Below are 13,212 nucleotides of genomic sequence, written 5' to 3'. Positions count from 1 at the left end.
GGAGTGATATCACGTATTTAGCATGCTTTTTCACTTTGCGTGTAGCGAGAAAGCGTAAAAAATATTCGCGGCCCGCTTATTTAACCTGTTCCTGAAGCCAGCGAATAAACGCCTCGATTTTCGGCCACTGTCTGCCTGGCAGGGTGGTGATGTAGTAGTGCTGATGGCATTTCAGCGCCATATCGCCAAAAGGCGCAACCAGCTCTCCGCTGTCGAGGCGTTTTTGCACCAGCCGCTTTCGGCCCATCGCCACGCCGATATGATTCATCGCCGCAATCACCGCCAAATCAGAACGATCGAAACCAATTCCCGACGATGTCGGCAGATTCACCGAAAAATGCTGCGCCCAACTGTGCCATTCATCGGTCCCGGAGTCGTTACTCCACGCCTGTCTGTCATGCAGCAACGTACAGTGCGGTAAATTCACCAGCGAACCGGTAAGGTCATGGCGGCGAGCGTAGTCCGGGCTGCATACCGGCAGGATCTCTTCATCCATCAGGAAGTGGTGCGTGAGCTGCGCGGAGGGCGCGTCGTCAAAATAGATGGCCAGATCGACCCCGGCACGCTGCAGATTGACGTTGTCGTTCCCGGTCAGCATGGTCAGCGAAATCGACGGATAGCGACGGGTAAAGTCGCCGAGCGCCGGAACCAGCCAGCACTGAGCGATAGAAGGCCGTGAGTAGACGGTGAGGGTCCCGGACAACTCCTGATTTTTAATATCAAGGATTTCCTGATTCAGCGTATCCAGCGATGATTTCAGCGCCCAGAACACCCGCTTGCCCTCGTGGGTGAGTTCCACTTTACGATGCGAACGAACAAACAGCTGAATACCCAGCTCATCTTCCAGCTGATTAATACGATGGCTGACAGCGCTGGGGCTTAATGACAGCTCATCTGCCGCCAGCGCAAACGACTGATGTCGGGCCGCCACTTCAAAGGTATACAGCTTTGACAACTGCCAGCCGTTGAGCAGCCGATTTCTGACCTCGCGTAAGGGATCCATGTTCACCTCCTGTCCTCCTGATTCATTCGCCGGAGTGTAAAAAAGTTCGCTGCAAAAATCAGCACAAAGATGAATCAAGGTGAACCATATCGCATAAACAAAGCGTAATTAGACGTAAATCACCTACTTGATGCAATCTGGCTCATGTGAAAGGGGATTTATATCGTTTGTCAGACCATGCCTTATTTTTGTCCAATAACCCTATATTAATCACAGGGCAAGGTGAGTTATGCACTCTCAAATCTGGGTTGTGAGCACGCTGCTGATAAGCATCGTGTTAATCGTTTTGACCATCGTGAAGTTCAAATTCCACCCGTTTCTGGCGCTGCTGTTAGCCAGCTTCTTCGTGGGTACGATGATGGGTATGGGGCCGCTGGATATGGTCAATGCCATTGAGAGTGGCATCGGCGGTACGCTGGGCTTCCTCGCCGCGGTTATCGGCCTTGGGACCATTCTTGGCAAAATGATGGAAGTATCCGGCGCGGCCGAACGTATCGGCCTGACGCTACAGCGCTGTCGCTGGCTTTCCGCTGACGTCATTATGGTACTGGTCGGGCTGATTTGCGGGATCACGCTGTTTGTTGAAGTCGGCGTAGTGCTGTTGATTCCTCTGGCCTTTTCAATTGCCAAAAAAACCAATACCTCGCTACTGAAGCTGGCGATTCCGTTATGTACAGCGCTGATGGCAGTACACTGCGTCGTGCCGCCGCATCCAGCCGCCCTGTTCGTGGCGAACAAGCTGGGCGCGGACATTGGCACCGTGATTGTCTACGGCTTACTGGTGGGCTTAATGGCCTCGCTGATCGGCGGTCCGCTGTATCTGAAATTCCTCGGTAACCGTCTGCCGTTTAAACCGGTTCCGGCTGAGTTTTCCGACCTCAAGGTGCGCGACGAAAGTACGCTGCCATCGCTGGGCGCTACGCTGTTTACCGTACTGCTGCCGATTGGCCTGATGCTGGTAAAAACCGTCGCTGAGCTGAACATGGCGAAAGGCAGCACGGTTTATACGCTGTTGGAGTTTATTGGTAACCCGATCACCGCGATGTTTATTGCCGTTTTCGTGGCCTATTACATTCTCGGCCTGCGTCAGCACATTGGCATGGGTGCGCTGCTGACCCACACCGAAAACGGTTTTGGCTCCATTGCTAACATTTTGCTGATTATCGGCGCAGGCGGCGCATTCAACGCTATCCTCAAGAGCAGCGGACTGGCGGATACTCTCGCGCTGATCCTCTCGAACATGCATATGCACCCGATTCTGCTGGCTTGGCTGGTGGCGTTAATCCTGCATGCTGCGGTGGGCTCTGCCACGGTGGCGATGATGGGTGCGACGGCAATCGTGGCCCCGATGCTGCCGCTCTACCCCAACGTTAGCCCGGAGATCATCGCCATTGCCATCGGTTCCGGCGCGATTGGCTGCACGATCGTCACCGATTCCCTCTTCTGGCTGGTGAAGCAGTACTGCGGCGCCACCCTAAATGAGACGTTCAAATATTATACGACCGCGACATTTATCGCGTCCGTTATTGCACTGGTTTGCACATTCCTGCTTTCCTTTATTATCTAAGCGCAAAGAGACTGACTATGGAAAACATTCAAACACTTATCGCCCAGCATCCTTTAGTGGAAGATCTGGTCGCTCTCAAGGAGACGACCTGGTTTAACCCTGGCACTACCTCTCTTGCGGAAGGTTTACCGTATGTTGGCCTGACAGAGCACGATGTTCAGGATGCCCACGCTCGTCTGACGCGCTTCGCGCCGTATCTGGCGCAGGCATTCCCGGAAACCGCAGCCACCGGCGGCATTATCGAATCTGAACTGGCCGCGATCCCAACGATGCAAAAGCGGCTGGAAAAAGAGTATGGGCAGCGCATCAACGGCGAAATTCTGCTGAAGAAAGACAGCCATCTACCGATTTCCGGCTCAATTAAAGCGCGTGGCGGTATTTATGAAGTGCTAACCCACGCGGAAAAACTGGCGCTGGAAGCCGGTCTGCTGACCACACAAGACGATTACAGCATTCTGCTTTCGCCTGAGTTTAAACAGTTCTTCAGTCAGTACAGCATCGCCGTAGGCTCCACTGGCAACCTTGGGATGTCGATCGGCATTATGAGCGCCCGTATCGGTTTTAAGGTGACGGTTCATATGTCTGCCGACGCTCGCGCATGGAAAAAAGCCAAACTGCGCAGCCACGGCGTGACGGTCGTGGAGTATGAAGAAGATTATGGCGTGGCGGTTGAGCAGGGCCGTAAGGCGGCACAATCCGATCCGAACTGTTTCTTTATCGATGATGAAAATTCCCGCACGTTGTTTTTAGGTTATGCGGTAGCCGGCGAGCGTCTGAAGGCGCAGTTCGCGCAGCAGGGGCGCGTGGTGGATGCCGACCATCCGCTGTTTGTTTACCTGCCGTGCGGCGTCGGCGGTGGGCCTGGCGGGGTGGCGTTTGGCCTGAAGCTGGCATTCGGCGATAACGTGCACTGCTTCTTCGCAGAACCTACCCATTCACCGTGCATGCTGCTGGGGATTTATACCGGGCTGCACGATACGATTTCTGTGCAGGACATTGGTATCGATAACCTGACAGCGGCTGATGGGCTGGCGGTGGGCCGCGCGTCCGGCTTTGTTGGCCGAGCAATGGAACGTCTGCTCGACGGTCTGTACACCCTGGACGATCAGACTATGTACGACATGCTGGGCTGGCTGGCGCAGGAAGAAGGCATTCGCCTTGAGCCATCGGCGCTGGCCGGGATGGCCGGTCCGCAGCACGTTTGCGCTTCTGCTGACTATCAGCAAATGCACGGCTTCAGCGCGGAGCAGCTCAATAACGCCACCCACCTGGTGTGGGCGACCGGCGGCGGCATGGTGCCGGAAGCCGAAATGGCGCAGTATCTGGCCAAAGGACGTTAAACGCCGCTGAACTTAACGCAGCATCGCCATCAGTTCCATCGGTGAGCGATGTTGCTTCAGAAGGTCACGCATCACGCGCATATGCGGCGCGGTATGATTGAAGAAAGCGCTGTATCCGCCGCAAATCGCACTCTTTCCACTGCTGTCGCGATGCTTTGGACAATCGCCATGGCAAAAGCGTAATAGCGAACACGCCTGGCATTCCGCGCTCAGCGTGGTTCTCTTGGACTGACCAAACGCCGCTGCCCACGGGCTGGCGTTGAGCTCACTCAACGACGTGCGATGAATATTACCCAGGCGAAAATCAGGGTGAACATAGTGATCGCACTGATACAAATCGCCATTCGCTTCCAGAGCAAAAGCATGTCCGCAGGTGGAGCTTAGTGAACACATCTGCGCCGGGTGTCCGCACCATACGCCCAGAGTTGAATCAAATAACTGGACGAATACGCGGCCAATATCTTCTCTGACCCAGATATCAAAGACGGAATTCAGGAAGGTTCCCCACGCCTGAGGCGGGACGGATTCGGCGGTAAGCTCGCCGTCTTCATCATATTCAACCAGCGGAATGAACTGCAAAAAAGGCGTGCCAAGCTGGCGTAGGTAGCGATACATCTGTCCTGGTCGCTGGCTGTTCAGAGAATTAACCACTACCAGCAGATTGAACTCCACCTGATGCTTACGGAGCCTGGCAATGGCGTCCACCACCTTATGGTGAGTCGGTTTTCCGCTGCGGTTAACACGATAAGCATCGTGCAACTCGGCGGGGCCATCCAACGAAATCCCCACCAGCCAGCCGTTATCGTGCAAAAACTGACACCATTCGTCGTTGAGCAAAATCCCGTTGGTCTGGAACGCGTTATGGATTTTCTTCCCTTCCCCGTACTGTTTTTGCAACGTCACTACGCGGCGGAAAAAGTCGATGCCACAGAGGGTTGGCTCTCCGCCCTGCCAGGCGAACATCACGTCAGCCCCCGGCTGTGCGGTGATATGCTGACGAATAAACGTCTCTAAGGTGGCGTCATCCATTTCGGGTTGAGTGGGTTTATCGATGTAAAAACAGTAACGACAATCCAGGTTACAACGAGAACTGGCTGGTTTGGCCATGACCTGACATCCTGTCATGCTAAATTCCCGATAAACGCAATAAGTTGGCGGACATGCGTTACAGCAAACAGTATTGCGAGGGATAACACCGCGAGGGAGATCATAAATTTGTCACGCACCGCGCGAGATTCAGAAAAATCGCTATGCGTAACATCCATCAGATTACGGCTGCGGGTATAGCGCCACAGAACGATTGCCACCATCGCCAGCACCACAATTGAAACCCAAAACAGGAAGCCCGCCTGATGCCAGTTGTGCTTCAGCGCCAACGCCATTAGCGCTCCATAACCCAGAAGCGTACGAAACCAGGCCAGCGATGTTCGCTCCGGTTGTAACCCCGGATCGGCGATACGTCGCGACTTACGGCTATCCGGCATACAGCACCAGTCCCATGACAATCACCGCGACAATAAACAAAATCAGACTGATGATTAACAGGCTATGGGTATAGGGCAAATCCTCTTTCAGGCGCATCGCCCTCTCATTACGCAGCCAGCGCAGGTAGCCATAAATCGCCAGACCACCGGCAAACAGGCATAGCAACAGCGCCAAAAGCTCACGAATTACCGGCGTGGCAAAATCCGGGGCCAGTTGGTCGAGACCAACCCCCGCCGCCAGAAACCCCAGCGCGGTACGGATCCACGCCAGAAAGGTACGCTCATTTGCCAGTGAGAAGCGGTAATCCGGGGCTTCTCCAAGGCGGGAAATTTTCATTCAAACTCCTCTGGCTGTCATTGCCGGATGGCGGCTAATGCCTTATCCGGCCGACAGGTAAGTGCAAATATGAGTATCTGCGCCAATTGGCATTGTAGTCAGAACTTCTGCTTTTTCTCCTCCACTTTTACGCCCTGGGTTGGTAAACCGGTGTCGTAATCGCGTACCACGGGAGAATAGCCGTCTTGCGGGCGCGGGCGAAAAGCGCCCATCCAGCGCGGTACGGCGTCAGGACGCCAGGGACGCAAACTCCACTGATAGGTGCGGAATGGATCGCGGATTTTATCCATATAGTCCAGCAGCGCATCGTGCATCTGGCAGCGAACATCGGCTAATTGCGGCGAATCTATCTGGTTGTGTAGCTCATCGGGATCGTTTCGTCTGTCGTAAAGCTCATCACTGGTAAACAGGTTCAGCACCAGCTTCCAGTCATCCGTCACCCAGCAACGTACCGGTATAAATCCGCCAAAACTGTCATGTTCAATCTCATAACGATTGAACTCCACCATCACACCGCGTGGTTTTTCAACGGTAAGGATGTTTTCACCCGGCAGGATTTGTGGCTTCTCAATACCCGCCAGCGCCATCATCGTCGGCAGCAGATCGATATGGCTGACCGGCGTGTCTACCTGCATGGATTCTCCCTGAGGCGAGCGCATAATCAGCGGAATTCGCGTGATGTCGTCATACATCGCTGCCCCCTTACTGATGAGCTTATGCGCCCCCATCATCTCGCCATGATCGGAGGTGTAAATGACCCAGGTGTTGTCCCGCTGCATGGGCGTTAAGGTATTAATAACCCGGCCAATCTGGTCATCGACAAAGTCGTTGCAGGCAAAATAGAGCGGATGGTGATAGCGCCCATCATCACCTACCGGCGAAGGCATCGCTTCAGACCAAAGACGATGATGTTCAGGTTTGTTACTCAAAGAGTCGTGCGCCTTCATCCCCAGGTCATAATAAAAATCCTGATATTTCTGCAGATACTCCACGGGACAGGTAAACGGGTGATGCGGCTCGTCGTAGGAAACTACCATCAGGAAGGGTTCTTCATCACGTGCAGGGTGGCGGAGGAAATCAATCGCCCGGTTACTGATGCGGTGCGCCCAGGTAAAGGTTTCATTGATATTGTTAGCCAGCAAATCCTCCACGCTGTTCAGACCGTTACGCCACAAACCGATCTCTTTGTCCGTCAGTTCCGCGAGGTAATTTGCCCCGTCATACCAGTAGTCAGCATCCCATTCGGGCGGGCACTCGCCGGTACCAAAGTAATCGTGCCCGTCGAGATGCCACTTGCCGATGTAGCAGGTGTGATAGCCCGCATCCTTAAAATAGCGTCCCATGGTGGAGATATTTTTCCCCGGCGCGACGTTATTGGTCCACGGGCCGGACTGGTTGGCATAAATCCCAGTAAACAGCCCAGCGCGGGCCGGAGTGCACACCGGTGAGCAGGTATAAGCAGAATTGAAGCGAATACCTTCCGCCGCCAGGCTATCAATGTTATTGGTATTCAGCGACTTACCACTATAACAGCCGACCATATTGGTCGCCTGAGTATCAGTCATAATGAACAGGAAATTAGGGCGGGTCATGCTTTATCCTTAGCGTCAGAGACAGAAAGTGCAGTGGCCAAACGACGCGTCTGCCAGGTGCTGTAAATTAAATACATCATCACTGCCGCCGTAATTGAGTAGCAGAGAATCGTCAGCCATTGGGTGTTGTACCCTCCAAACTGCGCCAGTCCAGCATAGACGCCGAGCATCGCGGTCAGGATACCGACAGAGGCAAGTTTGGCGTTTTTCCACGGCTTCATGTCTACCGCAAAAGCATCATGGAATTTAAACGGCGTCGCACGCGGCTTGATAATGCCGATAACCAGCATCACCACCACGTTGATGCAGAAGGTACAGGCCAGTACGTAAAGGAAGTGAAAGTCGAACTTCACCAGATAATTAATGGTGATGTAGCTGACGATACCGAGTCCCATAGCGACTTTCGCTGCCAGCGCAGGAATGCGCGGGAAAAAGAATCCCATGATGATGATGGTCACCAACGGCACGTTATAAATACCGTTGAGCTGTTTCATCCAGCTGTAGAGTCCTTCCGGTGCATTAGCGATCCACGGTGCTACCAGCACGGAAATTACCGCGATAAAGAATCCGAACTTACGCCCAACCCGAACCAGCTGTTCCGGTTGGGCGTGTTGATTAATAATCCGCCGATATATTCCCATGCTAAATAAGGTACTGGCGCTGTTTAAAAATCCATTGAATGTACTGATTACCGCGCCGAATAAAACGGCACCGAAAAACCCCACCAAAGGGACAGGAAGCACGTTATTTACCAGTGTCGGATATGCCATATCCGCCTTTGGCAGATCCTGGTATAGATGAAAAGCAATTAAACCTGGTAATACCAGCACCAGTGGATCGAGCATTTTCAATACCGCTGTGAGCAATGCTCCTTTCTGCCCTTCGGCGAGGCTTTTGGAAGCCAGCGTACGTTGTACGATGCCCTGATTAGTACACCAGTAGAAGGTATTCACCAGAATCAAACCGGTAAAGGCTGCACCTATCGGCAGCGGATCGTTCGCTCCACCAATTGAGTTTAATTTCTCCGCATGTACGGTGGTCAGTTGCTCAACACCTTGTAAAAAACTGCCTTTTCCCATCGCAATCAGGCCGAACACGGGGACCATCAATCCACCAATCACCAGCCCTATACCATTGATAGAATCGGCCACCGCCATCGCACGTAAACCGCCGATCACCGCATAAATAATCCCGGCAAGGCCCAGCAAAATAACCAGTAACCAGATTGCTGTACCCTGAGAAATATTCAGCGATTCACCGATGTGAAAAAGGCTATTCAGCGCCAGCGCCCCTGAATAAAGCACAATCGGCAGGAAGCAGACGCCAGTGGCAATAAGAAAGCAAAAGTCGATAATGATTCGCGTGGTTTTATCGTAACGCTCTTCCAGAAAATCTGGGATCGTAGCGATACCACGTTGCAGATAGCGAGGTAGAAAAATCAGCGCCAGAAAGATAAGCGTCACCGCAGAGGTGACTTCCCAACCCATAACCGACATTCCGCTTTTGTAAGCCTGACCAGACAGACCAACCAACTGTTCGGTTGAAAGGTTAGTTAACATCAATGACGCGGCAATCACCGGCGCTTTCAATGAACGCCCGGCAAGAAAATACCCTTGTTGCGATCCGGTATCCGTTTTACGTACCTTCCACCAGGTGATTAGCGCCACCAGCAGCGTAAAGCCCACAAAGCTCAGAATTTGTAGCGTATTCATCTCATAGCCCTTATTTTTCATTATGTCCCGGCAGCTGTAGGGGGAATGCAAGGTAATGTGCGCCGGGTCAGGCAGTCAGATTTCTTAAAATAAAAACGTCATATCCCTGAACAGATTTTTTCTGTTAAGTTCAGGTTGTGGGCATAATTCTCCGGTGGGAAATTAAAATGAATGGAAAGATGCAAAGTTCGCATGTAAAAAACGAAACTACGTACAATATTCCCCTGTTGATTCATGAAAGTGTGATCTCCAGCGGGATTTCATTGATCTCGCTGTGGCACACCTATGCCGACGAACATTATCGGGTTATTTGGCCACGTGATAAGAAAAAACCGCTGATTGCTAATTCATGGGTTGCGGTCTACACCGTCCAGGGCTGTGGAAAAATCCTTCTTAAAGGCGGTGAACAAATCACGCTTACCGGAAACTGTATAATCTTTTTAAAACCAACCGATATACAGTCTTATCACTGTGAAGGGTTGGTATGGGAACAATACTGGATGGAATTCACACCAACCAGCGTAATGGATATTCCGCTACGACAACAAAGCATTATTTATAATGGTGATATTTATAATCATGAGCTGACCGAAGTTTCGCGATTAATTACATCCCCAGATTCAATAAAAAATAATCTGGCAGTCGCCTTTCTCACAAAAATAATTTATCAATGGATTTGTCTTATTTACGCCGAAGGTAAAAAAGACCCACAGCGAATACAGATTGAAAAACTGATTGCCACTCTACATGCCAGTCTACAAAAACGGTGGAGCGTGGCGGATATGGCAGCCACTATCCCCTGTAGCGAAGCCTGGCTACGTCGTCTTTTTTTACGCTATACCGGAAAAACACCGAAAGAATACTATCTGGATGCGCGGCTGGAACTGGCGTTATCGCTGCTAAAGCAGGAGGGAAATACGGTCGGGCAGGTCGCTGATATACTTAACTTCTTTGACTCGTTTCATTTCAGCAAGGCGTTTAAACACAAATTTGGCTATGCGCCGTCGGCGGTATTGAAACATGCGGACCGGCACCCAGAGGATGCCGGTCAACTGGGTTAGCGCAGTTCCGGCCAGTACTCTTTGTTAGCGTCGATCAAATCATCCAGAATCGCTTTAGCTACAGACGCACTCGGCACGGTTTTCGACAGGGTGATAGCCTGCCACAAACGCTGGTAAGAGCGGTGCTCCCAGGCATCGACCACCAACTTCTCAACCGCCACCTGCTGGCTCATCAACCCTTTCTGGAACTGCGGGATATCCCCCACCGTCAGCGGCTCCGGGCCGTTATGCCCCACCAGGCATGGGATCTCGACCATCGCTTCATCATCAAAGTTATGAATCGCACCATTATTTGGCACAATCAGCAGCATCCGCTCCTGAGTGTTAAAGGCGATGGCCGCCGCCAGATCGACAATGTAGGAAGCATGTTCGTCAATCTCCAGTTCACCGGCCGCAGAATGGCCCGCCTCAATAATGGCCCGGCAGGAACCGAACACCTGTTTTTCGCGGTGATCCATAACCTCGTTGGCACGGGTACGCTGCGGATTGGAGTGCTGGACCACGTAATCCGGGAACAGATAGTATTTCAGGTAGGTATTTGGCATAGTGTCCGGATCCAGCGCCTGCACATCCTTCGCCTTAGCGAAGGTATCGTTCCAGCTCGCCTCCGTATGCGGGTCGTTCGATGGCGGCACATAACCATGCTTCGCCACGTATTCACGCAGCTTCGGCATCAAATCGTTACCCTGGAGATCTTCAATTGATGTCCACCAGCCAAAGTGGTTCAGCCCGTAGTAGCGCACGCGCATCTGTTTACGATCTTTAAGGCCGACGATCTGCGCCATCCGTCCTTCAATACCGATGGGCATATCGCAAATATTGAGGATTTTCGCATTTGGACGCAGTCTACGCGTGGCTTCAGCCACAATTGCCGCCGGGTTAGAGTAGTTAAGCATCCAGGCGTTTGGTGAATATTTTTCCATATAATCCACCAGTTCCAGCACACCGCCAATAGATCGCATGCCGTAGGCAATCCCGCCCGGCCCACAGGTTTCCTGGCCTAACACCCCGTGACGTAATGGGATTTTCTCGTCTTGTTCACGCATTGGGTATTTACCCACGCGGATATGTGCCATCACAAAATCAACATCGGTAAACGCAGTTTTGGGATCGGTGGTGTAACTAAACTCTATCTCCGGCGCCTGCTCTTTGAGGATGATTTTACACGCCTCGGCAATCACCTCCTGACGCGCGCCATCGTTGTCATAAAATTTCAGCGCACGAAGCGGGAAACGGTCCTGATTTGCCAGCAACATCAACACGATGCCCGGCGTAAAGGTACTACCACCACCTGCGATAACCACTGAGAATTTTTTCATGATACTGCCTCCGTCATGGGGATCTGTTCGTTTGATAAAGTAGATTTCATTAGCGTTTCGAGCTGGTCGCGTACCTGAGGGACGTGTAAACCAACAATGACCTGAATACCATTGCCGCGACGCACAACACCGTGTGCACCCAGCGCTTTGAAGACGTCATCGCTTTGCGTTTTCGCCATGTCGTGAAGCGCAATCCGCAGGCGAGTGGCGCAGTTATTAATACTTTCGATATTGCCTGCGCCGCCTAACGCTTGCAGAAAACCGGCCGCCTGCCCCAGTTTGGTGTCTGGCGCAGCAGCGGTGGTTTGCCCACGCGCGGCTTTATAGTCAGCTTTGGTGTAGAGTTTGATTTCGCTATCTTCCCGGCCCGGCGTTTTCAGGTTGAAGCGCAGGATCAGCGTGCGGAAGATGGTGAAATAGAGCGCGGTAAAGGCCAGGCCAATCGCTATCTGGGTGAACATCATTCCGGCATGGTTGTGGAACATTGGGATCCAGTTTTGCGGCAAGAACTGGTCAAGCAGGCCGCCACCCATATTGCCTACCACGCCGCAGAGATACATTACCGTCGCCATGGAGGCCGCCAGCACGGCGTGTACCGCAAACAGCAAGGGCGAGATAAACAGGAAGGTGAACTCCAGCGGTTCGGTAATCCCAACCAACACGGCCGTTAGCGTAGCGGGGATCAATAATCCCGCCACCTTCACCCGGTTTTCCGGAGAGGCAGTGAAGTAAAGCGCCAGAGCAATACCTAATGAACCAAAGATTTTCGAATTGCCGTGCAGAGCAAAACCCCCTTCCGGGAACAGCGTTTTCAGCGACTCTGTGCTTTGGCTGAATTCCTGCAAGTGCTGCGCCCAGTAGACCTGGATGCCGCCTTCCACCGCCGCAGGGCCGAAGATAAATGGACCATAGACGAAGTGATGCAGCCCGGTCGGAATCAAAATACGCTCAAGGAAGGTATAAACCCATACCCCCAGCGCACCCGCAGAACGCAGAAAAGCTTGCAGAGATTCAATCCCCATCTGCACCTTTGGCCAACCCAGCAGCGTCAGCCAGGCACAGGGAATCATCACCAGGAAGGCAATGATCACCACAAACGATGTTCCCTGAAAAATACCGAGAAATACTGGCAAGGGTTTGTCGAAATAACGGTTATGCAAGGCAGTAACAATACCGGAAATGACAATGGCGCCGATGATGCTGGTATCAAGTGTTTTAATCCCGGCCATCATCGTTAAGCCGCTACCTGCCGTCGGGTCTGCGCTAAAATCCACGCCGAAGAAATCTCCCCAGGTCATGCCCATGGCATTGATGAAGTAATTCCACGTAAGAAAGCTGACCAGTACTGCCAGACAAGCGCGCCCCTGAGCCTGTTTCGCCAGACCGATCGGCAGACCAACGGCGAAAATCAGCGGCATATTGCGAAATACCGTCCAGCCACCTTCTTCGATGATATGAACGATTTGTGCGAACAAACTGTTGGGATCGGTAAGCGCTTCACCCACAAACAGCGGGTTGCGCAGCATAATAGCGATACCGACGACGATACCGGCAAAGGGAAACAGCAGCACCGGGGTGAACATCGCGCCGCCAAAGCGTTGTATTTGACTGAGCATTTTCACATCCTCATATAACAACCAGTAGGGGAGAGGCCTTTTTTGTAGTGATTGCTGGCCTGATACGAGAATAGAAAGTTGCGATCCTTCAGACATGGCATGCCGCTGCGATTCGTGATCGCTTTCATGGTTTTAATTTCGGCAATGAGGTCTACTTTTTAAGTAAAAGTTAGACATCAAA

Annotated in this window: 11 protein-coding genes; 3 read left to right on the top strand and 8 right to left on the bottom strand. The window is 52.4% G+C overall.

Annotated features, from left to right (window positions below):
• Window positions 1–76: 76 nt before the first annotated feature.
• Entirely contained in the window at window positions 77–1,003 is a 927-nt protein-coding gene (dsdC, locus tag HVZ52_RS00120) for a DNA-binding transcriptional regulator DsdC (protein ID WP_016155054.1), read from the bottom strand.
• Between the two features lie 229 nt (window positions 1,004–1,232).
• Between dsdC and dsdX the strand changes: the two genes are divergently transcribed.
• Window positions 1,233–2,570: a D-serine transporter DsdX gene (gene dsdX, locus HVZ52_RS00115; RefSeq protein ID WP_016157809.1), complete on the top strand. Its 1,338-nt coding sequence runs from the start codon at window positions 1,233–1,235 to the stop codon at window positions 2,568–2,570.
• 17 nt (window positions 2,571–2,587) lie between these two features.
• Window positions 2,588–3,910: a D-serine ammonia-lyase gene (gene dsdA, locus HVZ52_RS00110; RefSeq protein ID WP_103928770.1), complete on the top strand. Its 1,323-nt coding sequence runs from the start codon at window positions 2,588–2,590 to the stop codon at window positions 3,908–3,910.
• Window positions 3,911–3,922: 12 nt separating this feature from the next.
• Here dsdA and HVZ52_RS00105 read toward each other — a convergent pair whose 3' ends face one another.
• The 5 genes from HVZ52_RS00105 to HVZ52_RS00085 form a co-directional block, all read right to left on the bottom strand.
• Window positions 3,923–5,035, bottom strand: coding sequence for an anaerobic sulfatase maturase (locus HVZ52_RS00105; protein WP_160312099.1), 1,113 nt, complete (start codon window positions 5,033–5,035; stop codon window positions 3,923–3,925).
• Window positions 5,032–5,394 carry a DUF202 domain-containing protein gene (locus HVZ52_RS00100; protein ID WP_019078012.1) on the bottom strand — a complete coding sequence of 121 codons (363 nt, stop codon included), beginning with the start codon at window positions 5,392–5,394 and terminating at the stop codon, window positions 5,032–5,034. Before HVZ52_RS00100 ends, HVZ52_RS00105 begins: the two co-directional genes overlap by 4 nt.
• Window positions 5,384–5,731 (bottom strand): DUF202 domain-containing protein, encoded by a 348-nt coding sequence (locus HVZ52_RS00095; protein WP_016157812.1) that lies wholly within the window; start codon window positions 5,729–5,731, stop codon window positions 5,384–5,386. The genes HVZ52_RS00100 and HVZ52_RS00095 overlap by 11 nt, the downstream gene beginning before the upstream one ends.
• A 98-nt stretch (window positions 5,732–5,829) precedes the next feature.
• Complete coding sequence (locus tag HVZ52_RS00090; RefSeq protein WP_046276199.1) at window positions 5,830–7,323, bottom strand: sulfatase-like hydrolase/transferase; 1,494 nt, start codon at window positions 7,321–7,323, stop codon at window positions 5,830–5,832.
• Window positions 7,320–9,035, bottom strand: coding sequence for a solute:sodium symporter family transporter (locus tag HVZ52_RS00085; RefSeq protein ID WP_046276207.1), 1,716 nt, complete (start codon window positions 9,033–9,035; stop codon window positions 7,320–7,322). Before HVZ52_RS00085 ends, HVZ52_RS00090 begins: the two co-directional genes overlap by 4 nt.
• Before the next feature lie 167 nt (window positions 9,036–9,202).
• On the opposite strand from HVZ52_RS00085, the gene HVZ52_RS00080 reads away from it, so the two are divergent.
• Window positions 9,203–10,096: an AraC family transcriptional regulator gene (locus HVZ52_RS00080; protein WP_029139706.1), complete on the top strand. Its 894-nt coding sequence runs from the start codon at window positions 9,203–9,205 to the stop codon at window positions 10,094–10,096.
• Here the strand turns inward: HVZ52_RS00080 and HVZ52_RS00075 are convergent.
• The gene (locus HVZ52_RS00075; protein ID WP_019078008.1) at window positions 10,093–11,415 is read right to left on the bottom strand and encodes a 6-phospho-alpha-glucosidase; all 1,323 of its coding nucleotides are present in this window, start codon (window positions 11,413–11,415) and stop codon (window positions 10,093–10,095) included. The two genes, HVZ52_RS00080 and HVZ52_RS00075, sit on opposite strands and share 4 nt — an antisense overlap.
• Complete coding sequence (locus HVZ52_RS00070) at window positions 11,412–13,031, bottom strand: alpha-glucoside-specific PTS transporter subunit IIBC (RefSeq protein ID WP_047415679.1); 1,620 nt, start codon at window positions 13,029–13,031, stop codon at window positions 11,412–11,414. Before HVZ52_RS00070 ends, HVZ52_RS00075 begins: the two co-directional genes overlap by 4 nt.
• Window positions 13,032–13,212 lie beyond the last annotated feature (181 nt).

The organism is Citrobacter sp. RHB36-C18, from assembly GCF_013814485.1.
Taxonomy (GTDB): Bacteria; Pseudomonadota; Gammaproteobacteria; order Enterobacterales; family Enterobacteriaceae; genus Citrobacter; species Citrobacter braakii.
This window is presented reverse-complemented; position numbering and strand designations above follow the sequence as displayed.

Coding starts and splice junctions, on each gene's coding strand:
- dsdC (WP_016155054.1), bottom strand. CDS start 1,003: ATGGATCCCTTACGCGAGGTCAGAAATCGGCTGCTCAACGGCTGGCAG.
- dsdX (WP_016157809.1), top strand. CDS start 1,233: ATGCACTCTCAAATCTGGGTTGTGAGCACGCTGCTGATAAGCATCGTG.
- dsdA (WP_103928770.1), top strand. CDS start 2,588: ATGGAAAACATTCAAACACTTATCGCCCAGCATCCTTTAGTGGAAGAT.
- HVZ52_RS00105 (WP_160312099.1), bottom strand. CDS start 5,035: ATGACAGGATGTCAGGTCATGGCCAAACCAGCCAGTTCTCGTTGTAAC.
- HVZ52_RS00100 (WP_019078012.1), bottom strand. CDS start 5,394: ATGCCGGATAGCCGTAAGTCGCGACGTATCGCCGATCCGGGGTTACAA.
- HVZ52_RS00095 (WP_016157812.1), bottom strand. CDS start 5,731: ATGAAAATTTCCCGCCTTGGAGAAGCCCCGGATTACCGCTTCTCACTG.
- HVZ52_RS00090 (WP_046276199.1), bottom strand. CDS start 7,323: ATGACCCGCCCTAATTTCCTGTTCATTATGACTGATACTCAGGCGACC.
- HVZ52_RS00085 (WP_046276207.1), bottom strand. CDS start 9,035: ATGAATACGCTACAAATTCTGAGCTTTGTGGGCTTTACGCTGCTGGTG.
- HVZ52_RS00080 (WP_029139706.1), top strand. CDS start 9,203: ATGAATGGAAAGATGCAAAGTTCGCATGTAAAAAACGAAACTACGTAC.
- HVZ52_RS00075 (WP_019078008.1), bottom strand. CDS start 11,415: ATGAAAAAATTCTCAGTGGTTATCGCAGGTGGTGGTAGTACCTTTACG.
- HVZ52_RS00070 (WP_047415679.1), bottom strand. CDS start 13,031: ATGCTCAGTCAAATACAACGCTTTGGCGGCGCGATGTTCACCCCGGTG.